Origin of the sequence: Streptomyces hiroshimensis (genome assembly GCF_014650335.1) — a bacterium.
Classification (GTDB): Bacteria; Actinomycetota; Actinomycetes; order Streptomycetales; family Streptomycetaceae; genus Streptomyces; species Streptomyces hiroshimensis.
Map to the genome: position 1 here is coordinate 60,191 of NZ_BMUT01000001.1, position 25,014 is coordinate 85,204.

General features: G+C 73.2%; 20 protein-coding genes. 15 read left to right on the forward strand and 5 right to left on the reverse strand.

Going from position 1 to position 25,014, the window contains the following annotated elements; genetic code table 11:
• Positions 1-2: 2 nt before the first annotated feature.
• The gene (locus IE241_RS00240; protein WP_190019498.1) at positions 3-1,982 is read left to right on the forward strand and encodes an ATP-dependent DNA helicase; all 1,980 of its coding nucleotides are present in this window, start codon (positions 3-5) and stop codon (positions 1,980-1,982) included.
• Between the two features lie 126 nt (positions 1,983-2,108).
• Here IE241_RS00240 and lexA read toward each other — a convergent pair whose 3' ends face one another.
• Positions 2,109-2,894: a transcriptional repressor LexA gene (gene lexA, locus IE241_RS00245; RefSeq protein WP_190019499.1), complete on the reverse strand. Its 786-nt coding sequence runs from the start codon at positions 2,892-2,894 to the stop codon at positions 2,109-2,111.
• Between the two features lie 559 nt (positions 2,895-3,453).
• Between lexA and nrdR the strand changes: the two genes are divergently transcribed.
• Both nrdR and IE241_RS00255 read left to right on the forward strand, forming a co-directional pair.
• Positions 3,454-3,966 (forward strand): transcriptional regulator NrdR, encoded by a 513-nt coding sequence (gene nrdR / locus IE241_RS00250; protein ID WP_190019500.1) that lies wholly within the window; start codon positions 3,454-3,456, stop codon positions 3,964-3,966.
• Positions 3,967-4,079: 113 nt separating this feature from the next.
• Entirely contained in the window at positions 4,080-6,953 is a 2,874-nt protein-coding gene (locus IE241_RS00255) for a vitamin B12-dependent ribonucleotide reductase (protein ID WP_190019501.1), read from the forward strand.
• Between the two features lie 73 nt (positions 6,954-7,026).
• On the opposite strand, the gene IE241_RS00260 is transcribed toward IE241_RS00255, so the two are convergent.
• On the reverse strand, positions 7,027-7,449 hold the full coding sequence (locus tag IE241_RS00260; protein WP_190019502.1) for a nuclear transport factor 2 family protein: 423 nt from the start codon (positions 7,447-7,449) through the stop codon (positions 7,027-7,029).
• 101 nt (positions 7,450-7,550) lie between these two features.
• Between IE241_RS00260 and IE241_RS00265 the strand changes: the two genes are divergently transcribed.
• From IE241_RS00265 to IE241_RS00275, 3 genes are all read left to right on the forward strand, one after another.
• A complete protein-coding gene (locus tag IE241_RS00265; protein ID WP_190019503.1) occupies positions 7,551-8,135 on the forward strand; it encodes a TetR/AcrR family transcriptional regulator in 585 nt (194 codons plus the stop codon).
• A gap of 69 nt (positions 8,136-8,204) precedes the next feature.
• Positions 8,205-9,038, forward strand: a complete 834-nt coding sequence (locus IE241_RS00270; RefSeq protein ID WP_190019504.1) for an arylamine N-acetyltransferase family protein — start codon at positions 8,205-8,207, stop codon at positions 9,036-9,038.
• A gap of 34 nt (positions 9,039-9,072) precedes the next feature.
• Positions 9,073-9,678, forward strand: a complete 606-nt coding sequence (locus tag IE241_RS00275) for a YdbC family protein (protein ID WP_190019505.1) — start codon at positions 9,073-9,075, stop codon at positions 9,676-9,678.
• A 97-nt stretch (positions 9,679-9,775) separates the two neighbouring features.
• Here IE241_RS00275 and IE241_RS00280 read toward each other — a convergent pair whose 3' ends face one another.
• Entirely contained in the window at positions 9,776-10,435 is a 660-nt protein-coding gene (locus tag IE241_RS00280; RefSeq protein WP_229898649.1) for a TetR/AcrR family transcriptional regulator, read from the reverse strand.
• Between the two features lie 108 nt (positions 10,436-10,543).
• On the opposite strand from IE241_RS00280, the gene abc-f reads away from it, so the two are divergent.
• The 5 genes from abc-f to IE241_RS00305 all read left to right on the forward strand — a co-directional run bounded on the left by abc-f (position 10,544) and on the right by IE241_RS00305 (position 15,254).
• Positions 10,544-12,193, forward strand: a complete 1,650-nt coding sequence (gene abc-f / locus IE241_RS00285) for a ribosomal protection-like ABC-F family protein (RefSeq protein ID WP_190019507.1) — start codon at positions 10,544-10,546, stop codon at positions 12,191-12,193.
• 37 nt (positions 12,194-12,230) lie between these two features.
• Positions 12,231-12,890 (forward strand): histidine phosphatase family protein, encoded by a 660-nt coding sequence (locus IE241_RS00290; protein ID WP_190019508.1) that lies wholly within the window; start codon positions 12,231-12,233, stop codon positions 12,888-12,890.
• Positions 12,891-12,901: 11 nt separating this feature from the next.
• Positions 12,902-13,801 (forward strand): ADP-ribosylglycohydrolase family protein, encoded by a 900-nt coding sequence (locus tag IE241_RS00295; protein WP_190019509.1) that lies wholly within the window; start codon positions 12,902-12,904, stop codon positions 13,799-13,801.
• 98 nt (positions 13,802-13,899) lie between these two features.
• Entirely contained in the window at positions 13,900-14,601 is a 702-nt protein-coding gene (gene rnhB / locus IE241_RS00300; protein ID WP_190019510.1) for a ribonuclease HII, read from the forward strand.
• Positions 14,602-14,660: 59 nt separating this feature from the next.
• The gene (locus tag IE241_RS00305; RefSeq protein ID WP_190019511.1) at positions 14,661-15,254 is read left to right on the forward strand and encodes a hypothetical protein; all 594 of its coding nucleotides are present in this window, start codon (positions 14,661-14,663) and stop codon (positions 15,252-15,254) included.
• A gap of 13 nt (positions 15,255-15,267) precedes the next feature.
• Here the strand turns inward: IE241_RS00305 and IE241_RS00310 are convergent, their stop codons facing one another.
• Together IE241_RS00310 and IE241_RS00315 are read right to left on the reverse strand one after the other, a co-directional pair.
• Positions 15,268-15,846, reverse strand: a complete 579-nt coding sequence (locus IE241_RS00310; RefSeq protein ID WP_190019512.1) for a hypothetical protein — start codon at positions 15,844-15,846, stop codon at positions 15,268-15,270.
• A gap of 217 nt (positions 15,847-16,063) precedes the next feature.
• Positions 16,064-18,229: a RecQ family ATP-dependent DNA helicase gene (locus IE241_RS00315; protein WP_190019513.1), complete on the reverse strand. Its 2,166-nt coding sequence runs from the start codon at positions 18,227-18,229 to the stop codon at positions 16,064-16,066.
• A gap of 146 nt (positions 18,230-18,375) precedes the next feature.
• On the opposite strand from IE241_RS00315, the gene IE241_RS00320 reads away from it, so the two are divergent.
• From IE241_RS00320 to IE241_RS00335, 4 genes are all read left to right on the forward strand, one after another.
• The gene (locus IE241_RS00320; protein ID WP_190019514.1) at positions 18,376-19,788 is read left to right on the forward strand and encodes a DUF4192 domain-containing protein; all 1,413 of its coding nucleotides are present in this window, start codon (positions 18,376-18,378) and stop codon (positions 19,786-19,788) included.
• Between the two features lie 230 nt (positions 19,789-20,018).
• A complete protein-coding gene (locus IE241_RS00325; protein ID WP_190019515.1) occupies positions 20,019-21,956 on the forward strand; it encodes a glycogen debranching N-terminal domain-containing protein in 1,938 nt (645 codons plus the stop codon).
• An 89-nt stretch (positions 21,957-22,045) separates the two neighbouring features.
• Positions 22,046-22,807 (forward strand): NUDIX hydrolase, encoded by a 762-nt coding sequence (locus IE241_RS00330; protein WP_190019516.1) that lies wholly within the window; start codon positions 22,046-22,048, stop codon positions 22,805-22,807.
• Positions 22,808-23,032: 225 nt separating this feature from the next.
• Positions 23,033-24,952 carry an ATP-binding cassette domain-containing protein gene (locus IE241_RS00335; protein ID WP_190019517.1) on the forward strand — a complete coding sequence of 640 codons (1,920 nt, stop codon included), beginning with the start codon at positions 23,033-23,035 and terminating at the stop codon, positions 24,950-24,952.
• The last annotated feature ends 62 nt before the right edge of the window (positions 24,953-25,014 follow it).

Here is a 25,014-nt window from a genome sequence, read left to right on the forward strand (position 1 = left end):
CTATGACTGCCTCCTCCTCGCCCTCCCTCACCGACCTGCTGCACGCCGCCGTCACCGCTGTCGGCGGCACCGAGCGGCCCGGTCAGGTCACCATGGCCGAAGCCGTCGCCGAAGCCGTCGACGGCGACTCCCACCTGCTCGTACAGGCGGGCACCGGCACCGGTAAGTCCCTCGGCTATCTGGTGCCGGCCCTGGCCCACGGCGAGCGCGTGGTGGTGGCCACCGCGACGCTGGCGCTCCAGCGCCAGCTCGTGGAGCGCGATCTTCCGCGAACGGTGGATGCCCTGCAGCCGCTGCTGCGCCGCCGCCCGCAGTTCGCCATGCTCAAGGGCCGGTCGAATTACCTGTGCCTGCACCGGCTGCACGAGGGAGTGCCGCAGGACGAGGAGGAGGGGCTCTTCGACCCCTTCGAGGCCGCGGCTCCCTCCAGCAAGCTCGGCAAGGACCTGCTGCGCCTGCGCGACTGGGCCGACGAGACGGAGACGGGCGACCGCGACGATCTCACCCCCGGTGTCTCCGACCGGGCCTGGTCCCAGGTGTCGGTCACGTCCCGGGAGTGCCTGGGCGCCTCGAAGTGCGCGTACGGTGCCGAGTGCTTCGCGGAGGCCGCCCGGGAGCGGGCCAAGCTCGCCGACGTGGTGGTCACCAACCACGCCCTGCTGGCCATCGACGCCATCGAGGGCGCCCCGGTGCTCCCCGGCCATGAGGTCCTCATCGTCGATGAGGCCCATGAGCTGGTCTCCCGGGTCACCGGCGTCGCCACCGGCGAGCTCACCCCCGGCCAGGTCAACCGCGCGGTGCGGCGCGCGGCCAAGCTCGTCGACGAGAAGGCCGCCGATGCCCTGCAGACCGCGGCCGAGAGCTTCGAGCGCCTGATGGAGCTGGCCCTCCCGGGCCGGCTGGAGGAGATCCCCGAGGATCTCGGGTACGCCCTGATGGCACTGCGCGACGCCGCCCGGACGGTCATCTCGGCCATCGGCAACACCCGCGACAAGTCTGTCCAGGACGAGGACGCCGTCCGCAAGCAGGCCCTGGCCTCCGTGGAGAACATCCACGCGGTCGCCGAGCGCATCACGGAGGGCTCCGAGTACGACGTCGTCTGGTACGAGCGCCACGACCGCTTCGGGGCTTCCCTGCGCGTCGCGCCGCTCTCCGTCTCCGGGCTGCTGCGCGAGAAGCTCTTCAGCGAGCGGTCCGTGGTGCTCACCTCGGCCACGCTCAAGCTCGGCGGTGACTTCAACGGCGTGGCCGCCTCCCTGGGCCTGGCCCCCGAGGGCACCGGCGGCGCGGAGAGCCCGGAGTGGAAGGGCGTCGACGTCGGCTCGCCGTTCGATTATCCCAAGCAGGGCATCCTCTACGTCGCCCGGCATCTGTCCCAGCCCGGCCGCGAGGGCAGCCGTACGGACATGCTCGACGAGCTGGCCGAGCTGGTGCAGGCCGCCGGCGGCCGGACGCTCGGGCTGTTCTCCTCGATGCGGGCCGCCCAGGCCGCGGCCGAGGAGCTGCGCGGCCGGCTCGACGTGCCGATCCTGCTGCAGGGCGAGGAGACGCTCGGCGAGCTGATCCGGAATTTCGCCGCCGACGCCCGTACGTGCCTGTTCGGCACCCTGTCCCTGTGGCAGGGGGTCGATGTGCCGGGGCCGAGCTGCCAGCTGGTGGTGATGGACCGGGTGCCCTTCCCGCGGCCGGACGATCCGCTGATGAGCGCCCGGCAGAAGGCCGTGGAGGAAGCGGGCGGCAACGGCTTCATGGCCGTGGCGGCGACGCATGCGGCGCTGCTGATGGCCCAGGGCGCCGGCCGGCTCGTCCGGGCCTCGGGGGACCGCGGCGTCGTCGCCGTGCTGGACCCCCGGCTGGCCACGGCCCGCTATGGCGGCTTCCTGAGGTCGTCCCTGCCGGACTTCTGGTACACCACGGACCGTAACCAGGTGCGCCGCTCCCTGGCGGCGATCGACGAGGCGGCGAAGGCGGAGGGCCGCTAGGCCCGGGCCGGGCCTAGCGGCCCGGCCTGCGAAGGAAAGAGCCCGGACAAGAGTCGCGGACAAAAGGAAAAGAGCCCCGGAACCGGCGCAGGTGGTTCCGGGGCCCGGCCTTGCGGCCCTGTGCCCTCACACGCGGCGCAGCACCGCCACGACCTTGCCGAGGATGGTGGCCTCGTCGCCGGGGATGGGCTGGTAGGCGGCGTTGTGCGGCAGCAGCCACACATGGCCGTCCTCGCGCTTGAAGCGCTTGACCGTGGCCTCGCCGTCGAGCATGGCGGCCACGATGTCGCCGTTCTCCGCGACGGGCTGGCGGCGGACCGTCACCCAGTCGCCGTCGCAGATGGCGGCCTCGACCATGGAGTCGCCGACGACCTTCAGGACGAACAGCTCGCCGTCACCGACCAGTTGGCGGGGGAGCGGGAAGACGTCCTCGACGGACTCCTCGGCGAGGATGGGGCCACCCGCGGCGATCCGGCCGACGAGCGGCACATAGGAGGCGGCGGGCTTTCCGGTGGTGTCCGTGGGCTGCGAGCTGGGCTGGTCGGAACCGCGTACCTCGTAGGCCCGGGGGCGGTGCGGATCCCTGCGCAGGAAGCCCTTGCGCTCCAGGGCCATGAGCTGGTGCGCCACGGACGAGGTGCTCGACAGCCCGACCGCCTGGCCGATCTCCCGCATGGAGGGTGGGTAGCCCCGGCGCTGGACGGAATCCCTGATCACTTCGATGACCCGCCGTTGGCGGTCGGTGAGACCCGAGCTGTCGGCCCGGATCCCTGGAGGTCGTCCCGGGAGGGCCCGAGCGGGCTTCTGCCCCTCGGTGCTCATGGCTGCGTCATTCATCGGGTGTGCCTGGTCGAGTCGGTTCTGGGAGCGGTCCTGGGCGGTGATTGTGGCGCTGTCTGCGGTGGTGGTCACGTCGGCCCCTCTCGAAATGTTCTCCCTAGCTGGACAACGGTAGTTGCTTTCGAAAGGTTGCGCCAAACACACGTTCGAGTGAAATATCGAAGTTTGCCTGACGTGATCAGCGCTGAGGGTGTACGGCTGAAGATCAATTCGACCTATTACGGTACCCTTCGGTGCGAAGCGCACCGAGCGGGTCCCCGGCCCGTAAGGGCCTTGCGCAGGCCCCGTGCGGGCCCCGCCGACCCGGCCCGGGCGGGCCGGCGCGACGGTTCCGCGGTGGCCCCAGTGTGTCATCAAAGCCCCCGTGCCCCTGTGGGCGGGGCGGCTCGCGTAGGGTCGTGACCGGTCCTCGCGGCCGCGACACGCGTCCGGCGCGGCTCACCGCACGGCACCAGATCTAGTGGTTTGATTGGCGGCGGCCGCCCACAGGTTGTGGTCGAGGGGTGTCGCCGGTCATTTGAGGCCGCCGTCATCGCCTATGCTGGGGTCTGCTTCGCAAGGCCCCCGTTCGAGGGTCCGCCGAGGCTGAAGATCGTGCACAGTCCTACGAGGGTGAGGAGGGTGGAGAGCCATGCACTGCCCCTTCTGCAGGCACCCCGACAGTCGCGTCGTCGACAGCCGGACCACCGATGACGGCTGCTCGATCCGCCGGCGGCGACAGTGCCCCGACTGCTCCCGTCGTTTCACGACCGTGGAGACCGCGTCACTGATGGTGATCAAGCGGAGCGGGGTCACCGAGCCCTTCAGCCGCACCAAGGTCATCTCGGGAGTGCGCAAGGCGTGCCAGGGCCGCCCGGTCACCGAGGACGCCCTGGCCCAGCTCGGTCAGCGGGTCGAGGAGGCGGTGCGTGCCACGGGCAGCGCCGAGCTCTCCACCCATGACGTGGGCCTGGCCATACTCGGCCCCCTCCGGGATCTCGACCTGGTCGCGTATCTGCGGTTCGCGTCCGTGTACCAGGCGTTCGACTCCCTCGAGGACTTCGAGGCCGCCGTCGCGGAGCTCCGCGAGCAGCGGTCCGCCGCGACCGCCGGCGACTGCGACGGGGACCCGCAGGTTCCCGCGCCCACCACGGCCGCCGAGTAGCCGCGGCCATCACAGACCTGCCCGGCGCGCCGCGCGCCCGGGCGAAGAACAGACATAGCGCCCCACGGAAGAATTGGGCGCATTAGGGCGTTTTGCCCGTAGAGGGAGGCGGCATGACCGAGACGACGAGCGGCCCGGCACGAGGTTCCCGCTCCAAGGGGAACAAGGGCGGCAAGGGTCTGCGTATCGAGCGCATCCACACCACCCCCGGTGTGCACCCGTACGACGAGGTCGTCTGGGAGCGCCGTGACGTCGTCATGACCAACTGGCGCGACGGCTCGATCAACTTCGAGCAGCGCGGCGTGGAGTTCCCCGACTTCTGGTCGGTGAACGCGGTCAACATCGTCACGAGCAAGTACTTCCGTGGCGCCACGGGTTCGCCCGAGCGCGAGTCCAGCCTCCGCCAGCTCATCGACCGGGTCGTGCTGACCTACCGCAAGGCGGGCGAGCAGCACGGCTACTTCGCCTCCCCGGCGGACGCCGAGATCTTCGAGCACGAGCTGACCTACGCCCTGCTGCACCAGGTCTTCAGCTTCAACTCCCCGGTCTGGTTCAACGTCGGCACCAAGCAGCCCCAGCAGGTCTCCGCCTGCTTCATCCTCTCCGTCGACGACTCCATGGAGTCGATCCTCGACTGGTACAAGGAAGAGGGGATGATCTTCAAGGGCGGCTCCGGCGCCGGCCTGAACCTCTCCCGCATCCGCTCCTCCAAGGAGCTGCTCTCCTCCGGCGGCAACGCCTCCGGCCCGGTCTCCTTCATGCGCGGCGCCGACGCCTCCGCAGGAACGATCAAGTCGGGCGGCGCCACGCGCCGTGCGGCCAAGATGGTCGTCCTCGACGTCGACCACCCCGACGTCGAGGCCTTCATCGAGACCAAGGTGAAGGAGGAGGAGAAGGTCCGCGCCCTGCGCGACGCCGGCTTCGACATGGACCTGGGCGGCGATGACATCACCTCCGTCCAGTACCAGAACGCCAACAACTCCGTCCGCGTCAACGACGAGTTCATGAAGGCCGTCGAGACCGGCTCGAAGTTCGGGCTGCGCGCCCGGATGACCGGTGAGGTCATCGAGGAGATCGACGCCAAGGGCCTCTTCCGCAAGATGGCCGAGGCCGCGTGGGCCTGCGCCGACCCGGGCATCCAGTACGACGACACGATCAACCACTGGCACACCTCGCCGGAGTCGGGCCGGATCACCGCGTCCAACCCGTGCAGCGAGTACATGCACCTGGACAACTCCTCGTGCAACCTCGCCTCCCTGAACCTCATGAAGTTCCTCCGCGCCGACGACGCCGGCAACCAGTCGTTCGACGCCGAGCGCTTCGCCAAGGTCGTCGAGCTCGTCATCACGGCGATGGACATCTCCATCTGCTTCGCCGACTTCCCGACCGAGAAGATCGGCGAGACCACCCGCGCCTTCCGCCAGCTGGGCATCGGCTACGCCAACCTCGGCGCCCTGCTGATGGCCACCGGCCACGCGTACGACAGCGACGGCGGCCGCGCCCTCGCCGGTGCCATCACCTCCCTGATGACCGGCACCTCCTACAAGCGCTCCGCCGAGCTGGCCGCGGTCGTCGGCCCGTACGACGGCTACGCCCGCAACGCCGACGCCCACAAGCGCGTCATGCAGCAGCACGCCGATGCCAACGGTGTCGCCCGGCGCATGGACGACCTGGACACCCCGGTGTGGGCCGCGGCGACCGAGGCCTGGCAGGACGTCATCCGCCTCGGTGAGAAGAACGGCTTCCGCAACGCCCAGGCGTCCGTGCTGGCGCCCACCGGCACCATCGGCCTGATGATGGACTGCGACACCACGGGCGTCGAGCCGGACCTGGCCCTGGTCAAGTTCAAGAAGCTCGTCGGCGGCGGCTCGATGCAGATCGTGAACAACACGGTGCCGAAGGCGCTCAAGCGCCTGGGCTACCAGCCGGAGCAGGTCGAGGCGATCGTCGCCCACATCGCCGAGCACGGCAACGTCATCGACGCCCCCGGTCTGAAGGCCGAGCACTACGAGGTCTTCGACTGCGCCATGGGCGAGCGCGCGATCTCCGCCATGGGCCACGTGCGCATGATGGCCGCCGCGCAGCCGTTCCTGTCGGGCGCGATCTCCAAGACGGTGAACCTGCCGGAGTCGGCCACTGTCGAGGAGGTCGAGGAGGTCTACTTCGAGGGCTGGAAGCTCGGCCTGAAGGCCCTCGCGATCTACCGCGACAACTGCAAGGTCGGCCAGCCGCTCTCCGCCAAGAAGAAGGAGGAGGCCAAGGCCCCCGAGGCCGCCGCCCCCGCCGCCGCGGAGAAGGTCGTTGAGTACCGCCCGGTCCGCAAGCGCCTCCCCAAGGGCCGCCCGGGCATCACCACCTCCTTCACGGTGGGCGGCGCCGAGGGCTACATGACCGCCAACTCCTACCCGGACGACGGTCTCGGTGAGGTCTTCCTGAAGATGTCCAAGCAGGGTTCGACCCTCGCGGGCATGATGGACGCCTTCTCGATCGCCGTCTCGGTCGGCCTGCAGTACGGCGTGCCGCTGGAGACGTACGTCTCGAAGTTCACCAACATGCGCTTCGAGCCGGCCGGCATGACCGACGACCCGGACGTGCGGATGGCGCAGTCGATCGTCGACTACATCTTCCGTCGCCTGGCGCTGGACTTCCTGCCCTTCGAGACCCGCTCGGCGCTCGGCATCCACTCCGCCGAGGAGCGCCAGCGTCACCTCGACACCGGTTCGTACGAGCCGACCGACGAGGACGTCGACGTGGAGGGCCTCGCCCAGTCCGCGCCGCGCCAGACCGAGGCCCCGAAGCCGTCCCAGCCGGCTGCCGCCGCCGCGGTCCCGGCGCCGAAGCAGGCCCACAACTCCACCGAGCTGGTGGAGATGCAGCTCGGCCTGAACGCGGACGCGCCGCTGTGCTTCTCCTGCGGCACGAAGATGCGCCGTGCGGGCAGCTGCTACCTCTGCGAGGGCTGCGGCTCGACCAGCGGCTGCAGCTGACGCGGAGCCCGCTCCGCGCTGAATAGCGAATGAAGGCGGTGGCCGGAGGAATTTCCTCCGGCCACCGCCTTCGTCATGCCTCCGGGGTGAATTCCCTCTGGTCCGCGGTGATCGGCACGTCGTTGATGCTGGCCTCGCGGCGCTGCATCAGGCCGTCCGGAGCGAATTCCCACTGCTCGTTCCCGTAGCTGCGCCACCACTGCCCGTCGGCGTCGTGCCACTCGTACCGGAAGCAGACCGAGATCCGGTTGCCGGACCACGACCAGAGCTCCTTGCGCAGCCGGTAATCCCGTTCCTTCTCCCATTTGTGGCGGAGGAAGGCCCGGATCTCTTCGCGGCCGGTGATGAATTCGTGCCGGTTCCGCCAGACGCAGTCCTCGGTGTAGGCGAGGGCGACCCGTTCGGGGTCGCGGCTGTTCCAGGCGTCCTCGGCGGCCTGGACCTTGGCCCGGGCGGAGGATTCGTCGAAGGGTGGCAGGGGCGGGCGCTGAGTCATGGCATGCCTTCCGGACGCACGGGAAGAATGGAGAACGTTCGTTCTCCGCTTCCGCTGTACCCTAGAGAACGATCGTTCTCCGCGCCAGCCCGGGAGGGGCAATGGACATCGCCGAAGCCGACGGCCGACTGCTCGACGCAGCGGAGTCCCTGTTCTACGAGCACGGTGTGCAGGCCGTGGGGATGGACCGGATCCGCGCAGCGTCCGGCGTCTCGCTCAAGCGCCTCTACCAGCGCTTCCCGTCCAAGGAGGTCCTGGTCGAGGCCTATCTGCGGCGCCGCGACGGCCGCTGGCGCGGCGCCCTGGCCGCCTACGTCGCCGCGCGCCCCTCGGTGGCGGAACGGCCCCTCGCGGTGTTCGACTGGCTGGAGGAATGGTTCGGCGAACCGGATTTCCGCGGGTGCGCGTTCATCAACGCTTATGGCGAATTGGGCTCGGGATCCGCGGGCGTGGCCGGGGCTGTACGGGATCACAAGGCCGAGGTGCTCCGATATCTGACCGGCCTCGTACGCGCTGCCGGCGTCGCGGACCCCGGGCCGGTGGCCGAGCAGCTCGCCGTCCTGGTCGACGGTGCGATCACCACGGCGGCGGTCACCGGAGCGGCGGACTCTGCACGCAGGGCCCGGGAAGCCGCCGCGGTATTGCTGGAGGCTGCGGGCGCTGCGGGCGCTGCGGGCGCTGCGTGACGGAGGCCGAAGGCGGTCCGTGCCGAGGGTGAATACTGTCGGGTGTCCGGTCGAGGGGAGAGAGCGGTAATGACGGGTGCGCTCATGTGGGGCGGCGGGGATCTGGACCTGGGCGCCTATCTGACGCGAATCGGAGTCGGGGCGACGGCCCGGCCGGACCTCGCGACGCTCAGGGCGGTGCACCGCGGCCACGTGGCCGCCTTCCCCTTCGAGAACCTGGAAATCCTGCTCGGGCGACCGGTTCTGCTGGACGTCAAGGCCCTTCAGGACAAGATGGTCGCGCAGCGCCGCGGAGGCTACTGCTACGAGCAGAATCTGCTGCTCGCCGCCGCCCTGGAGCGCATCGGATTCGCTTTCACGGGTATCGGCGCGCGGATCAGGATGGGCAGCGACAAGCTGCGCCCGGTCACTCATATGGCGCTCAAGGTCGAGACCGACGGCGAACAGTGGCTGTGCGACGTCGGATTCGGCGGGGAGGGGCTGCTGGAGCCCCTCCCCTTCCGCGACGGCGTGGAGGAGCAACAGGGCGGCTGGACGTTCGGCATCGAGCGGGAGAGGGAGGACGTACGGGTCCTGCGCTCGCTCCACCCCGAGGGCTGGTTCGACCTGTACGCCTTCGGTCCGGAGGAGCGTTTCCCGGTCGACTATGCGGTGATGAACCACTACATCTCCACGCACCCGCACTCGCCCTTCGTCTCGCGCGTGGTGGTACAGCAGACGGAGCCCCGCATACGGCGGAGTCTGGTGGGCTCCATGCTCGTCACCGCCCACTCCGACGGCTCCGAGGAGCAACGGGAGGTGCCCGTGGCGGAGTTGGTGGAGCTGCTCGCGCGTGAGTTCCGGATCGAGCTCGGCGAGGCCGACGCCGTGACCCTCGCACGGGTGCAGTCCTCCGGTACGTGACTGCGGGCCGCTGCCCGGGCCGTACGATGGCGCGGTGCTGGTCAAGTGGACTCGCTGCACCGTGGTCGACCGCCGCGGCTTCGAACGCGGACAACGAAAATGGGCGGGCCTGCTCGGCGAGCCCGGGTTCCGGGGGCAGGGCGGAGGCTGGAGCAGAGGGCGTCCGCATGTGGTGCACCTGTTCGGCTTCTGGGAGAGCCGGGCGTTCTACGACTCCTTCATGGCGCGCTCCCACGACAGGCTCGCGGCGGCCCAGGCCGGGACCTTCAAGAACGCCCAAGTGCGGCTTTTCGAGCACCGATTCGATGTGAAGGTCGGCTTCCAGCCGCAGTTCGCGGATGCGGATGTGGTGCGGATCGCCCACTGCCGGGTCCGCGAGGACCGCGTGGAGCACTTCACCCTGATGCAGGAGAAGGTGTGGAACCCGGCCATGGCCGGGTCGCCGGGGATGCTGCGCGGCGTCTTCGGGGAGGCGCCCGGCCAGGAGTTCCTGGTGCTGTCCGTGTGGAACTCCGAGGCCGAGCACGGGAAGTACCGCGCGGAGCGGGTCGAGCGGCTCGCCCTGAGGGCGCAGATCGAGGCCGACGTGGCGGCGATCGGCGGCGACATCGTCGCGTTGGAGCCTTCCTGGACGGTGTGACGGCCGGGCCGGGCCGGGCCGAGTCGGGTCGAGTCGGGTCGAGTCGGGTCGAGTCGGGCCGAGTCGGTGCCGGCTGAGCGTCATGCTCGCCCGGGCGTCAGGCCGGTGGTGTGAAGACGCCGGCGCGGGCTGCGGCGAGAGCGACGTCCGCAGCCTGGTCGGCGTCGGCGGCGTCCAGGGGCTCCCGGGTGATGAACAGCCGGAAGAACAGCGGGGCCGATACGGCCCGGGCGAGGGAGTCGTGGTCGGTTGCGGCCGGCACCTCGCCGCGGGCCACGGCCCGTTCGGTCAGGGGCGCGCAGCGTGCGAAGCGCTCGCAGTAGAAGCCGCGCAGGGCCTCCGCCGCCCGTTCCGACTGGAACGCGGCGGCGATGAAGGCGGCCGGAGCCGCTGCGGCGGCCGGGTCACCGAAGGTGTCGACGATCTCCTGCGCCAGGGCGTGCAGATCGCCTCTGAGGGTGCCCGTGTCGGGCGGCGTCCACCCGTCCTCTCCCGCCAGGTCCAGCGCGTCGGCGACGAGCCCTTCGACGCCGCCCCAGCGGCGGTAGAGCGTCGTCTTGTGGACGCCGGACTGCTCGGCCACGTACTCCACGGTGAGCCCCGGATAGCCGTACTCGACCAGCCCGGCGAGGACGGCGTCGCGTACGGCCGCGCGGGTGCGGGCGGTGCGGCCGCCGGGTCGCACCGTGCCCGGCGCGGAGGGGGGCGGGGACGTGGCGGGGGAGGGCGACGGCGAGGAGGGAGGCGTCGGAGACAACTGCAACTCCAGTTGCGTTAGCTGGTGGGGTCGTGCCATGCTGAGCGTAACGCAACTCGGGTCGTGTTTGGTGTGGCGCGGTCGGGGGCGTGTTCCCGGGGGCCTCGCATGCCCCGAGCCGATGCCGACGGAGGTTCGCGCGTGCCCACTCAGCTTTCTTTGCGCGGTGTGTCCATGTCCCGGGGCGACCGCCCGCTCCTGGACGACGTCACGTTCTCGGTGCGGCCGGGTGAGCGGATCGGCATCGTCGGCGAGAACGGTGCCGGGAAGTCCACGCTGCTCAGGCTCCTCGCCGGCCTCGAGGCGCCCGACGCCGGTGCGGTCGTCGCCGGTGCGGAGGGCGGCGTGGCCCGCCTGGGGCAGACTCCCGAGCTGCCTCCGGACCGCACGGTGGGCGACGCCGTCGACCTGGCTCTGGCCGACCTCCGCGCCATGGAGCGCAGGCTCCGGGAGCTGGAGGCCGCTCTGGGGGAGGCCGGGCCCGAAGCCCTGGCCGAGTACGGCGAGCTCCTCACCGCATTCGAGGCGCGCGGCGGCTACGAGGCCGACGCCAGGGTGGACAAGGCGCTGCACGCCCTGGGCCTTGCCCACATCGGACGGGAGCGGCTGCTGGGCAGCCTCTCCGGAGGGGAACAGGCGCGCCTCGGGCTCGCCTGCCTCATCGCGGCAGCCCCCGAGGTCATGCTTCTGGACGAGCCCACCAACCATCTGGACGGCGCGGCGCTGGTCTGGCTCGAGGACACCCTGCGGGCCCACCCCGGCACCGTCCTCGCCGTCTCCCACGACCGCGTGTTCCTCGAACGCGTCGCCACCGCCGTGGTGGAGCTCGACGCCGACCGCAGGTCCCTCGTCCGCTACGGCGGGGGGTACGCGGGGTTCATCGAGGAGCAGGCCGCCGCCCGCCGCCGCTGGGAGCAGGCGTACGAGGACTGGTCGGCCGAGACGGCGGCGCTCGAGGGCACCGCTGCGACCGTCGCCCGGCGCGTGGCCCCCGGCCGGGCCGCCAAGGACGGCAACAAGATGGCCTACGACCGCGACAAGGGCCGCGTCCAGGCCTCGGTCTCCAGCCGGGTGCGCAACGCCCAGGAGAGGCTGCGCCGGCTCCGGGAGAATCCGGTGCCCCGCCCGCCGGAGCCCCTGCGCTTCGACGCCCGCCCGGCGGCGGGTACGGCCGAAGGCACCCTCGTGGCCCTGGAGGACGTACGGGTCGGGGAGCGGCTCGCGATCGCCCGGATGGAGGTCCGCGCGGGTGAGCGGCTGCTGGTGCACGGGGCCAACGGTGCGGGGAAGAGCACCCTGCTCCGTCTGCTCGCGGGGGTCACCGAGCCGGACGCCGGTACCGTCACCCGGCGGGGGAGCACCGGCTATCTCGCCCAGGAGATCCCCGTCACCCGGCCCGCGGAACGGCTGCTCGCCGCCTTCGCCCGCGGCCTGGCCGGCGCCGAGGAGGAGCACAGGGCCCTGCTGCTGTCCTACGGGCTCTTCCGGGAGCGTGACCTCCACGTGCCCGTCGGCGCCCTCTCGGCGGGGCAGCGCCGCCGCCTGGGGCTCGCCCGCCTCCTCGCCCGGCCCGCCGACCTCCTCCTGCTGGACGAGCCGACGAACCACCTCGCCCTAGGCCTGGTCGAACAGCTGGAAGAGGCCCTTGCCGCCTGGTCCGGCGCCCTGGTCGTGGTCACCCACGACCGGCTCCTGCGGCAGCGCTTCGAGGGCCGGCAGTGCGAGATACGGGCCGGCCGGGCGCTGATCGCGGGGTAGCGAGGCGGCCGGTCGGTGCTCGATCTAGGGTGGCGGCATGCCACGGCCCCGACGCATCGTTCTCATCCGGCACGGAGAGTCGGTGGGCAATGTCGACGACACGGTCTACGAACGGGAGCCCGACCACGCCCTCAGTCTGACGGAGAGAGGCCGCAAGCAGGCCAGGGACGCAGGGGCTCCCCTCCGCGAGCTCTTCGGCGACGAGCGGGTCTCGGCCTACGTCTCGCCCTACCGGCGCACCCACCAGACCTTCCACGCCCTGGGGCTGGACCCCGGCCTCGTCCGCGTCCGCGAGGAACCCCGGCTGCGCGAGCAGGACTGGGGCAACTGGCAGGACCTCGTCGACGTGCGCCGGCAGAAGGCCTACCGGGACGCCTACGGCCACTTCTTCTACCGCTTCGCCCAGGGCGAGTCCGGCGCGGACGTCTACGACCGTGTGGGCGCCTTCCTGGAGAGTCTGTGGCGCAGCTTCGAGGACCCCGACCACCCGCCCAACGTCCTGCTGGTCACCCACGGCCTGACCATGCGGCTCTTCTGCATGCGGTGGTTCCACTGGACGGTCGCCGAGTTCGAGTGCCTGTCGAACCCGGGCAACGCCGAGACCCGTGCCCTGCTCCTCGGGCCCGACGGCCGGTACCACCTCGATCGGCCCTTCGAGCGCTGGTGCACCCCTGAACCGTACGGCTTCACCGGTTAGAGTTCGCTCCGATGACCGCTGACAGATTCCACCGCGCACTGGCGAGCCTGCGCGGGCTGGCCCTCGGCGACGCCCTCGGCTCCCAGTTCTTCGTCCCGGGCAACTACCCGTCACTCAAGCGGCGCGAGCTGCCTCCCTCCCCGTGGCAGTGGACCGACGACACCGAGATGGCCTGCTCCGTGCTGGCCGTCCTCGCCGGGCACGGGCGCATCGACCAGGACGCGCTCGCCCGCTCCTTCGCGGAGCACCACGACTTCGACCGGGGATACGGCCCGGCCGTGGGCCGCATGCTGCGCCTGGTCCGGGAGGGTGGCGACTGGCGCGAGCTGGCCTCGGCCCTCTTCAACGGACAGGGGTCCTGGGGCAACGGCGCGGCGATGCGCATCGCCCCGCTCGGCGCCTGGTACGCGGACGACCCGGAACAGGCCACGCACCAGGCCGAGATCTCCGCGTACACCACCCACCAGCACCGCGAGGCGGTCGCCGGGACGATGGCCGTGGCCGCCGCCGCGGCGCTGGCCGCCGCTCCGGCCGGCCTCCCGGCCCCCGACGCCCTCCTGGAGGGAGTCGTCGCCCTCGTGCCGCGCAGCGCCGTGCAGGCCGGGCTGCGGCGCGCGCGGGACATGCTCGACTACGGCGACCCGAGCACGGTCGCCGCCGTCCTCGGGTGCGGCCGCCGCACCAGCGCGCACGACACCGTGCCGTTCGCCCTGTGGTCCGCGGCGCGCAACCTCACGTCCTACGAGGCCGCCTTCTGGACCACCGCGCAGGTGGGCGGCGACGTGGACACCAACTGCGCCATCGTCGGCGGAGTGGTCGCCGCGGGCGAGCGGGGCGCGCCGCCCGCCGACTGGCTCCGGCGCACCGAGGACCTGCCGGACTGGCTCCCGTCCGGCGTGGGCCGGCGGTAGGAGAACAGGCCGCAAGAACCGGAATGGAACCGGCCGTAAGAAAGGGGAGGGGGCGGGGCTACTCGGGCCACCCGTAGGGGCGTACGCTTGCTGGCGCCATGCCGTACGAACCGCCTACCCACACCGTCGAGCGCTCCCTGCGCGCAACGACCGGAGCCAAGGTCGTCGCCGGGCTCGACGAGGTCGGCCGGGGCGCCTGGGCCGGCCCGGTCACCGTGTGCGCGGCCGTCACAGGCCTGCGCCGTCCTCCCGAGGGCCTGACCGACTCCAAGCTGCTGACGCCCAAGCGGCGGGCCGCCCTCGCCGTGCAGCTGGAGAGCTGGGTCACCGCCCATGCATTCGGCCACTCCTCCCCACAGGAGATCGACGAGCTGGGCATGACGGCGGCGCTGCGACTGGCCGCGTCCCGCGCGCTGGAGGCGCTGCCCGTCCGGCCCGAAGTGGTGATCCTCGACGGCAAGCACGACTACCTCGGCGCCCCCTGGCGGGTCCGTACGGTCATCAAGGGCGACCAGTCCTGCGTGGTCGTCGCGGCGGCGTCCGTGCTCGCCAAGGTCCGGCGCGACGCGATGATGGCGGAACTGGGCGTCGGCTACGAGGACTTCGACTTCGGTGGCAACGCCGGATATCCCTCGCCGGTGCACCGCGCCGCTCTCGAGGCGCTGGGCCCCACCCCGCACCACCGGCTGTCCTGGTCGTATCTGGACGCGCTGCCCAGGTGGCAGCACCTCAAGCGGGTTCGCAGCGTCCCCGAAGCAGCTTCACTGGAGGCCGGTGGCCAGCTCGGTTTCGAATTCTGAGCGGCCCTGACCGCCACCCGCCGATGCGACTCGCACCGGCGTTTGATAAACATCAACTCATGCCTCTCATCCCCGAGGAGCCTCAGATTCACGAGAGTGTCCCGGGTCCCCGCGCCGTGCCGGCCCCCGGCCGTACGACGCCGACCCCCCGCCCTGTCCCTGGCCCCCGCCCGGCTCCGGCCCCGGCGCGGCCCGGCCCCGGCGCCCACCGTGCCCCGGTCCCGGGCCCGTCCCGGCCCGCGGCGCAGCCTGCGGCTCCGGCCGCCGGCCCGCAGATCCAGCTGATCCCCGCCTCCGTGCAGGGTGCCCTGGACGCCGCGGACGAGGCCGTCGACCTGCTGCTCGACACCGGCCGTGCCCCCGGCGAGATCCTGGTGCTCACGACCGGCGACCCGCACCCGTGGGCGGCGCATGAGCTGTCCTTCGGCGAGGCGTCGTACTGGGCGCAGCACGATGCCTGTGACGACGTCTTCTACGCGGCCGCCGACGCGGAGCGCGCGGGAGCGCGGCCCGTCGTGGTCGTGGCCGTCAACGGCGGCACAGACGACGCCGTGACCCGCGCGCTGCCCGCAGCGATGGGCCGCGCCGGTGGACTGCTGATCGTCTGCGGCGACCCCCAGCGCGTCAACGCCCTGATCTCCGCGGGCGTCTGAGGACGCGTGCCCGTCAGCGGGCGACTGTGCGGCGGTGCGCCTCGTGCGCGCCGCCGCCGGACGTCATGGACGCCTGGGCGTCCGCAGGTGACCTCGGGCGGCGTCCGCTGCGACCCTCGCCGAGGACCTGCCAGCCGGTCTCGGTCAGTGTGATGTACGCCCCGCAGCGCAGCCCGTGCAGCGTGCATGCGTCACGCAGGCCCCACATCCACGCACCGTCCTCTTCCGTCCAATGGGCCTCGCCGGAACGGCAGTAGAGCAGCACGGCGGTACGGACCGGGGTGCGCCGCCGCAGGTCGTGCGGGATCACCCGGCGCAGCTGTGCCAGGAGCGCATTGCGCAGCTCCCAGCCGTCGGGCGGAGTGGGGCGGCGGACGAACGAGGCGCTGGCCGTGAGCCGTTCGTCGTGATCGAGAACGGCCACGACAGCCGTCGACGGCGCCGGCAGGTGACGGGTGTGCAGGCCGGTTATCACCTCGCGGGGGTTGCGCAGCAGGGGGATTCCGGCCGCGGCCCATTCGGAGGGCTCGAGCATCCGGCTCAGCCGGTGCCCGGCCTCGGCGGGAGGCGGCGGTACGAAGTCGAAGGCCATGACCCTCCTTCGGCTGCGTGGCCACGGGCCGGGCGGCGCCGGGCAGGAGTGCATGCCACGACGGCCGTCCCCGGCGGGCCGTGGACGGACGAGAGCGGGATCGCGTCCAATTCTCGCGGTGCCGGGGGCGGGCGGCAACGATCAATTGGCGCCATTGGCCGACGGCGCGCGGCTCGCCGCCCTCGCCCGCCCCCGCCGCACCGCGTGCCGTGTGCGGCTAGCCCTGCACCGCCAGAACCAGCGGGAACACCTGCGGTGCACCGGAGCGCCGCAGCAGCCGTGCGGCCACGGCCAGCGTCCACCCGGTGTCGGTGAGGTCGTCCACGAGCAGGACCGGCCCGCCGGCCGAGGCCAGGGACTCCGCGAGCGCCGGCGGCACCGTCAGCGCGCCGTCCAGCGCGCGCAGCCGCTGCGCGCTGTTGGTGCGCGGCACCCGGGTGTCGGTGTCCGTGCCGCCGTATTCGATGGTTCCCAGCAGGGGCATCCGGCCGACCGCGGCGATGTGCTCGCCGAGCGAGCGGATCAGCTGCGGCCGGGTGCGCGAGGCGAGCGTGACGACGCCCACGGGGCGGCCGGGGGCGTCCGCCGCGCCTGAGGCCCAACCGCCGGGCCCGCGGGACCAGTCGGCCAGCACGGTCACCACCGCGGCCGCGACATCGTCCGGAACAGGGCCATCCGGTGTGTGCGGGGCGAGGAGGGGGCGCAGCCGGTTACCCCAGCCGATGTCGGAGAGCCGCCCGAGGGCGCGGCCGGTCGCGGCCTGCTCGCCCGCCGGGATACGGCCCTTGAGGTCGACCCCCACGGCCGGCATTCCCGTCGGCCACATCCGGCGCGGCTCGACCTCCACGCCAGGCCGTCCCAGCTCACCCCGCGACGCGTCGAGCGCCCCGGCGGAAACCTCCGTGCCGAAGCGCGGCCCGGTGCAGTTGTCGCAGCGCCCGCACGGGGCCGCTTGCTCGTCGTCCAGCTGCCGGCGCAGGAACTCCATCCGGCACTGCGCCGTGGTGGCGTAGTCGCGCATCGCCTGCTGCTCGGCCCCGCGCTGCCGCTCCACCCAGGCGTACCGCTCGGCGTCGTACGCCCATGGGCGCCCCGTCGCGGTCCAGCCGCCACGCACCCGGTGGACGGCGCCGTCGACGTCGAGGACCTTGAGCATGGTCTCCAGGCGCGAGCGCCGCAGCTCGACCTGGGGCTCCAGGGCCGGCAGGGAGACGGGGCGGTCCGAGGCGGCGAGCACCTCCAGGGTGCGGCGGACCTGGTTCTCCGGCGGGAAGGCGAGGGAGGCGAAGTACTTCCAGATCGCCTCGTCCTCCCGGCCGGGGAGCAGCAGGACCTCGGCGTGCTCGACGCCGCGGCCTGCGCGGCCGACCTGCTGGTAGTAGGCGATGGGGGAGGAGGGGGAACCCAGGTGGACCACGAAGCCCAGGTCGGGCTTGTCGAAGCCCATGCCCAGCGCCGACGTGGCCACGAGCGCCTTGACGCGGTTGGCCAGCAGGTCCTCCTCGGCCTGCAGGCGGTCCGCGTTCTCCGTCTTGCCGGTGTAGGAGGCCACCGTGTGGCCGCACCGGCGCAGGAACGCGGTGACCTCCTCGGCGGCCGCGACGGTGAGCGTGTAGATGATGCCCGAGCCGGGGAGCTCGGCGAGGTGGTCGGCGAGCCAGGCCAGCCGGTGCGCGGCGTCGGGCAGCTGCAGGACGCTGAGGCTCAGGCTCTCCCGGTCCAGCGGGCCGCGCAGCACCAGCGCCTGCGTGGACTCCTCGCCCGTGCCCAGCTGCTCGGCGACGTCGGCGGTGACGCGGGCGTTGGCGGTCGCGGTCGTGGCGAGGACCGGGACGCCGGGTGGCAGGTCGGCGAGCATCGTGCGCAGGCGGCGGTAGTCGGGCCGGAAGTCGTGGCCCCAGTCGGAGATGCAGTGGGCCTCGTCGACGACCAGCAGGCCGGTGGCGGCGGCGAGCTTGGGCAGGACCTGATCACGGAAATCGGGGTTGTTGAGCCGCTCGGGGCTCACCAGGAGGACGTCGACCTCGCCCGCGGCCACCTCGGCCTGGACGGTGTCCCACTCCTCGACGTTGGCGGAATTGATCGTGCGCGCGTGGATCCCGGCCCGCGCCGCGGCGTCCACCTGGTTGCGCATCAGCGCGAGCAGCGGCGAGACGATCACCGTGGGCCCGCTGCCCTGGGCTCGCAGCAGCGCCGTCGCGACGAAGTAGACCGCCGACTTGCCCCACCCCGTGCGCTGCACGACCAGCGCGCGACGGTGGTGGGCGACCAGCGCCTCGATCGCCAGCCACTGGTCCTCCCGCAGTCTCGCCTTGCCCGTGGGGTCCCCGACGAGGCGGGCCAGGACGGCGTCGGCCGAGGCGCGGAGGTCTTCGTTCGTCATGCCCCCATGCAACACGAGTGCACTGACAATGCGCGAACGCGCCCGCCAGGCTGTGGAAAACCGCTGTCCACAGCATTAGTAGGATCATATTCCGGAGTTATCCACAGGCCTGGCGGGCTCCGGCTGCCCCGCGGGACTCTCGGGCCATGACGCAGCACAACGAATCCGCCCGTCCGTCCACCCCCTCCTCCCCGCCCGCCGCCGTGCCCGGCGCGGCAGGGGATCCCGGGGAGCAGGTCACCCTCCGCTCCCCGGCCGAGCTGGCCGACGCCCTCCCGTATCTGCTCGGCTTCCATCCGACCGACAGCATCGTCCTCGTCGCCCTCCATGGCGACCGGGGCCGCTTCGGCGGCCGGCTCAGGCTCGGCATCCCGCGCGGCGGCGAGGAATGGCCGGAGGTCAGCGACCAGCTCGCCGAAACCCTCCTGACCGGCAGCAGCAAGCGTGGCAACCGCCCCGACGGCGTGGTCATCTTCCTCTGCCAGGACCCTGACACCGCCGCAGGCCGGACCCCGCGGCAGGTGATGGAGCGGCTGCGCCCGCTCGCCCAGAGCCTGCGCCGCGCCTGCGGCCGGCTCGACATGCCCGTGTACGAGGCCCTGTGCATCTCCGACGGCCGCTTCTGGTCGTACTGCTGCCCCGATCCCCGCTGCTGCCCGCCCGAGGGCACCCCTCTCTCCCTCCCGGGCACGTCGGTCATGGCCGCCGCGGCCACATACGCCGGCATCGAGGTCCGCGGCACCCTCCGGGAGATGGAGGACCGCTACGCACCCCTCACCGGGGAGCGGGCCGAGGAGCAGCGCAAGGCGCTGGACGCGGCGGCCTTCGCGATGGTCCCCCGCATCCTCGGCGGCGAGGGCTGCGAGCCCGTACGGCAGGAGACCCTCACCCTCGCGCGGGCCGTGGTCGACCGGTTCCACGGCACGCCGCCCCTTCCCGCCCGCCCCGCATCGGATGCCCAGGACGACTCCCTCCTGACCGACGAGGAGGCTGCCACGGTCATCGTGGGCCTCCAGGACCGCGTCACCCGAGACCACGCCGCGGAGTGGATGGAAGGCCCGCAGACCCCGGCCGTCCTGCGGTTGTGGCGTGCTCTCGCCCGCCGCTGCGTGCCCCCGTACGCGGAGTACGCGGCCGCCCCCGTCGCGCTCGCCGGCTGGGTGGCCTGGGCCACCGACGACCAGCCGGAGGCGAGGGTCGCGCTGAGCCGGGCCCTCGGCGCGGACCCCGAATACGTCTTCGCCCAGCTGCTCTACCGCGCGTGCAACGAAGGTCTGGATCCCGAGCCGCTGCGCAGGTGCCTGCGCCATGAGACGGCCGACCGCGCCCTCCAGGACGCGATCCGGGCCGAGGTGGAGCGCATCGAGGCGACGGCCGCGGCGACGGGATCCGGGGCGGAGGGCACCGGAGCCGCAAGGGCCGTCCGGCGCCGGACGAGGCCGGGCGGGCCCGGGCGCCCCGCCGGTCCCGCCGGCCCGAGCGGTCCGGCCGGCAAGCCCCGTGCCCGGCGCAGGAGCACCCGGAAGAGGGACCACAGCCACGAGGACCGGCCGCAGTGAACCCGTGGCCCACACAGGCGGCCGTCCACACCGTGACCTCGGCAGGGCCGCCGCCGTTCATCCGGGTGGCCCGTAAACGTTGTCCGTCGTCCCGGTCAGTGACACCCCCAGGGGAGCGCAGTCAAGTGCAAGGCATCGTCCCCCATGGTCAGCCGCCCCGGCCCCGTTCCGCCCCGCCGCAGCGTCCCGCTCCGGGGCGTCCGCCGGCTCCGCAGCCCGTGCATGCGGCCATGATCTGCGTCGCCCTGCCCGCCCTGGCGATCTCCGGGGAGCACGGTCAGATGACCGGGCAGGGGCTCGACGGGTTCTACCGGAGCGGGCGCAGGCTCCTGGCCCGTTGCAGGCTCAAGGTCGGCGGTGCGGAGCCGCTGCCCGTCCAGGGGCGCATGCTCGCCGCCGACCGGGCCCGTTTCGTCGGTGCCGTACGGACCGCCGCCGACTCGGGCCCCGACCCCGCCGTCACGGTCGAGCGCCTGCGGACGGCCGAGGGCGTGGAGCGGATCGCCCTGCGCAGCACCGCGGCCCGCGCCCTGCGGCTGCCCGTCGAGGTGTCGCTCGGCACGGACCTCGCGGAGCTGGGCGCGGTCGCGGCCGGTGCACCCGGGCCCGAGGTCCCCGCAGGGGTGCACGCCTCCGGGCTGCGATGGTCCACCGGCGAGGCACAGGCGGCGGTGACCGCCGACCCCCCGCCGGGGGATGCCCTGGCATCGGCGGGCCTGCTCTGCTGGGAGATCGAGCTGCCGCCCGGAGGCACCCGCAGCATCGAGCTCCGCGTCCTGCCCGAGCAGCCCGGCAGGGTCCGGCAGCCCGAGGCGGCCGTCCCTCCGGGCCGTGCCGCCACGGTGCCCTGGGGTGATCCGCAGGCCGAAGGCGACGACCCCCGGGCCGGTGCGCTGCTGGCCGCCGCCCTCGACGACCTCCGGGCGCTGCTCGTGCGCGACCCCGGCAGCCCCGGTGACGTCCACCTGGCGGCCGCCGTCCCCTGGCGCTGCGGCCTCGCCCCCGCCGAGGCCCTGTGGGCGGCCCGGATGACGCTTCCCCTCGGGGTCCGGCTGGCCGCGGGGACGCTGCGGACCCTGGCCCGGACGCAGCTCGTGGGGCCGGGCCCCGACCAGGGGCGGATCCCCGGGGCGCTGCGCCATGCCGGGGCGCATCTGCCGCCCGGCTGCACCGGAATCGAGGCCACGCTGCTGTTCCCCGCCGTCCTGGCCGAGGCCCGGCGGTGGGGGCTCCCCGAGCGGGAGACGGAGGCGCTGCTGCCGGCGGCCGAGCGGTGCCTCCAGTGGCTGCGGACCGCGGCGGGGGACGACGGCTACCTCGCGGATCCCGTGCCCGGCGGGCCGTACCGCTGCGAGACACAGGCGCACGCCCATCGCGCGGCCCTGCTCGGAGCCGATCTCCTGGAGGCCTGCGGCCGCCCGGGGGCCGAGAGCTGGCGGAGCTGGGCGGCCGGGCTGCGCAGGCGCTTCCGCGAGGACTTCTGGGTGGAGGACCCGGGCGGTGGGCGCCCCGCAGCGGCCCGCACGCCCGAAGGGCGCCGGATACCGCACCTGGGGAGCGCCGCCGCACACCTCCTGGACACGGGCCTGCTCGGCGGGGGCATGTCGGCACCGGGGCTGCTCGACAGGGTGCAGACCGAGCAGCTCGCCCGGCTGCTCGGCGGACCGGCGCTCGACTCCGGCTGGGGCCTGCGCAGCCTCGGGGCGAAGGAGCCGGGGCACAACCCCTTCGGCCACCGCAGCGGTGCCGTCCGGGTGCACGAGACGGCGGTGGCCGTGGCGGGCCTGGCCTCCGCCGGATACGAGAAGGAGGCCGGTGCGCTGCTGCGCGGCACCCTGGACGCGGCGGCCGCCTTCGGCCACCGGCTCCCGGAGATGTACGCCGGGGAGCAGCGCACGGCCGGGAGCGCGCCGCTGCCGCACCCGGCCGCATGCCGGCCCGCGGCCGTCGCCGCCGCCGGAGCGGTGCACCTGCTGACCGCGCTCGCGGGCCTGCGCCCCGACGCCCCGGCGGGGTGCGTGGCGGTGCGGCCGCTGCACACCGCCCCGCTCGGCGCGCTGAGGTTCACCGGGCTGCGCATCGCGGAGCAGCCGTTCGCGATGAGGATCAGCAGGCTAGGTCTCGGCATGGTCGAGGAAGCCGCCGACGGCCTGCAGCTGGGGGTGTGAGCCGGTTGAGTCCGGAGCTCGCGGAGGGGGCGCTCGCCGGCCCTGCCCAAGACCCTGTTTATCGTCAGGAAGACGACTATGATCGCGTCATGCCCTACGACCCGTCGGCTTTTCCGCCCTTCGCTGTCACCGTCGACCTGGTCGTGCTCACCGTGCGCCGCCACGCGCTGTGTGCGCTGGCCGTCCGCCGCGGCGAGCCGCCGTATCAGGGCCGCTGGGCGCTGCCGGGCGGCTTCGTGCGGGGGGACGAGGACCTGACGACCGCGGCCGCGCGGGAGCTGGCCGAGGAGACGGGGCTGCACGCCCACGACCCGGCAGGCCCTGTCCTGGCCAACGCCGCCCACCTCGAACAGCTCGCCACCTACGGCGATCCGAAGCGGGACCCGCGCATGCGGGTGGTGAGCGTCGCGCATCTGGCGCTCGCGCCCGATCTGCCCGCCCCGCGCCCCGGGGGCGACGCGCGCAGCGTGCGCTGGGCGCCCGTGGAGGACCTGCTGGACCAGGAGGTCGGCTACGGCCGCGACGGCGAGCAGGTGACCCCGCTCGCCTTCGACCACGCGCAGATCCTCGCCGACGGCGTCGAGCGCGCCCGCTCGAAGATCGAGTACTCCTCCCTGGCCACGGCCTTCTGCCCCCAGGAGTTCACGGTCGGTGAGCTGCGCCGGGTCTACGAGGCGGTGTGGGGCGTCGCGCTGGATCCGCGCAACTTCCACCGGAAGGTGACCGGCACCCCCGGCTTCCTGGTGCCCACCGGAGGTACGACGACACGCCAGGGCGGCCGTCCCGCCCAGCTCTTCCGGGCCGGCGGGGCCACGCTCCTCAACCCGCCCATGTTGCGGCCCGAGGCCTGACCGGCCCGGCTCCGGCCGGGGATCGCGCACGACCGGGGCACTCCGCGGTCCGGCATGCCCCGGAGCGGGACACGCCTCACAACTGCCTACATTGCGTGGCAAATCGGACATGGCGGGTTACGGTGCTGCCGTACCTCCCAGCACGCCCCTGCGCCCTCGGCCGCCTCGGTCACCGAGCGGGCCGAGGGGCGCCGCCGAGCCGTCTCACGCCCCGCGAGAGAAGCCATGATCCAGGCCATCGGACTCACCAGCGCTCCCCAACGCAACCGGTTCCCCGCCGTCGACGACCTCACCTTCGAGGCCCGCCCCGGCCGGATCACCGTCCTGCTCGGTGACCCCGGGGCGGGCAAGACCAGCGCCCTGCGCCTCCTCCTCCGCCTCGACCCCGGCCGCGGTGTCGCGCTCTTCCGGGGCCGCCCCCTCGACCGGGTCCCGCACCCCACCCGGGAGATCGGCGTCGTCCTCGGGGACGTCCCCGGCCACCCCGCCCGCAGCGCCCGGGGACACCTGCGCATGCTCAGCGCCGCAGCGGGCGTCCCGGCAGAGCGCGCCGACGACGTCCTCGAGGTCGTCGGCCTGACAGGCCTGGCCAACCAGCGCCTGGGCGACTTCTCCCTGGGTATGGACCGGCGCCTCGGCCTCGCCACCGCCCTCCTCGGCGACCCCCACACCCTCGTCCTGGACGAGCCCGCGTACGAGCTCTCGCCCCGCGAGACCGCCTGGCTGCACGGCATGCTGCGGGCCTATGCGGACCACGGCGGAGCCGTCCTCGTCACCTCGCAGGACCCCAAGGAAGCGGCCCGCATCGCCGACCAGGTCGTCACCATCGACGAGGGCCGTCTCGTCGCCGACCAGGAGGCCGCCGAGTTCTCCCGCACCCGCCTGCGCCCGCGCGTAGCCGTCCAGTCGCCACTGGCCGCCCGCCTCGCCCACGCCCTCACGGCCGAGGCCGACCAGGCGGAGGCCGTCGAGGGCCACCCGGCCGTGGAGGTCGTACAGGAGGGCGGAAGCCGGCTCTCGGTCTACGGCAGCAGCTGCGCAGTCGTCGGCGAGACGGCCTACCGGCACGGCATCCTCGTCCACCGGCTGGCCGAGGAGATCGGCGACAGTGGCCCCCTGTCCCCGCTGCTGCGTGCGGACGGCCGCCGCGCCGATCCCGCCGCAGTGCCGTCCGAAACGTCGCCTCCGGCGGCTGTCGCAGACGCCCCCGGAGGCTCGTGCGCAGACGCGCCGGACAGCCCCGTACCCGCCGGGGAAGCGGACCCTTCCGGCTCCTCCGCCCCCTCCGCCCGGTCCTCGCGCGCCGGCTCGCCCGGCACCGCCGTCCCGCCCGAGCTCGCCGTCGAGCTCCCCCGTCTTCATCCGCGTCTCCCGGCCCCCGACCCGGCCTGGCCGCTGCGGTACGAGCTGCGCCGCGCCACCGGCGTGCGGACCGGCTGGATCGTGGCGGCCGCCGCGCTCGCCGCCTCCCTGCTGGTGTCCGTCCTCCTCGCCAGGGAGGGAGGCGCCCCGGAGCCCCGGGTGCTCACCGGCTGGCCCGCCCTGCTGCCCCTGCCGCCGGCCGTCTTCGGGGCCGGTCTCATCGGCGCGCTGGCCTTCGGTCAGGAGTTCCGCTATCCGGCCCTCGCCCCGGACCAGGGCACCGTCCCGCGCCGCCTCGGCCTGCTCGCCGCCAAGCTCGCCGTCACCGCCGTGGGAGCCGTGCTCCTCGCCTTCACCTCCCTCTTCCTCGACGCCGGTGCCCTCGGGCTGCTCTTCGGTGACGACGTCGTCTCCCTCCCGCGCGACTGGGCCGTCATGCTCGCGGGCTGGGCCGCGCTCACCCTGGGCTGTGCCTGGGCCGGGCTGCTGGCTGCGGGGCTCTTCCGGTCGACCGCGCTCGGGCTGGTCGCGGTGCTCGCCGTGCCGACGCTCGTCGTGCCGGTCCTGGGCAGCGTGCTCGCCGAGCCTGCGGCCCGCTCGCTCGTGGGGCTCCCGGAGCGGCTGCGCGCCGCCGCCGTCGTGCAGTGGCCCTCGGGCATGGACCGGGGCGTCTCGACGGCCCTGAGGCTGATGTCCCAACCGGTCGGCTGGGCGCTCGCGTTGTCACTCACGGCACTTCTCGGGGCTTATGTCCTCGCGGTGTTCCGCGGCAGGCCGCGATGAGGGCCGCCGCCGCGCGGTCGCGGAACCCCGACGCCCCTTCCCACGTGCGGAGTTGGGAGGCT

Bases quoted from the DNA above. Each gene is read 5' to 3' on its own strand.
- IE241_RS00310 (WP_190019512.1), bottom strand. From the start codon at position 15,846: ATGGCCTTCGACTTCGTACCGCCGCCTCCCGCCGAGGCCGGGCACCGG.
- IE241_RS00290 (WP_190019508.1), top strand. From the start codon at position 12,231: ATGCCACGGCCCCGACGCATCGTTCTCATCCGGCACGGAGAGTCGGTG.
- rnhB (WP_190019510.1), top strand. From the start codon at position 13,900: ATGCCGTACGAACCGCCTACCCACACCGTCGAGCGCTCCCTGCGCGCA.
- IE241_RS00265 (WP_190019503.1), top strand. From the start codon at position 7,551: ATGGACATCGCCGAAGCCGACGGCCGACTGCTCGACGCAGCGGAGTCC.
- IE241_RS00330 (WP_190019516.1), top strand. From the start codon at position 22,046: ATGCCCTACGACCCGTCGGCTTTTCCGCCCTTCGCTGTCACCGTCGAC.
- IE241_RS00295 (WP_190019509.1), top strand. From the start codon at position 12,902: ATGACCGCTGACAGATTCCACCGCGCACTGGCGAGCCTGCGCGGGCTG.
- nrdR (WP_190019500.1), top strand. From the start codon at position 3,454: ATGCACTGCCCCTTCTGCAGGCACCCCGACAGTCGCGTCGTCGACAGC.
- abc-f (WP_190019507.1), top strand. From the start codon at position 10,544: ATGCCCCGAGCCGATGCCGACGGAGGTTCGCGCGTGCCCACTCAGCTT.
- IE241_RS00315 (WP_190019513.1), bottom strand. From the start codon at position 18,229: ATGACGAACGAAGACCTCCGCGCCTCGGCCGACGCCGTCCTGGCCCGC.
- IE241_RS00325 (WP_190019515.1), top strand. From the start codon at position 20,019: ATGATCTGCGTCGCCCTGCCCGCCCTGGCGATCTCCGGGGAGCACGGT.
- IE241_RS00270 (WP_190019504.1), top strand. From the start codon at position 8,205: ATGACGGGTGCGCTCATGTGGGGCGGCGGGGATCTGGACCTGGGCGCC.
- IE241_RS00240 (WP_190019498.1), top strand. From the start codon at position 3: ATGACTGCCTCCTCCTCGCCCTCCCTCACCGACCTGCTGCACGCCGCC.
- IE241_RS00335 (WP_190019517.1), top strand. From the start codon at position 23,033: ATGATCCAGGCCATCGGACTCACCAGCGCTCCCCAACGCAACCGGTTC.
- IE241_RS00305 (WP_190019511.1), top strand. From the start codon at position 14,661: ATGCCTCTCATCCCCGAGGAGCCTCAGATTCACGAGAGTGTCCCGGGT.
- IE241_RS00255 (WP_190019501.1), top strand. From the start codon at position 4,080: ATGACCGAGACGACGAGCGGCCCGGCACGAGGTTCCCGCTCCAAGGGG.
- IE241_RS00260 (WP_190019502.1), bottom strand. From the start codon at position 7,449: ATGACTCAGCGCCCGCCCCTGCCACCCTTCGACGAATCCTCCGCCCGG.
- IE241_RS00320 (WP_190019514.1), top strand. From the start codon at position 18,376: ATGACGCAGCACAACGAATCCGCCCGTCCGTCCACCCCCTCCTCCCCG.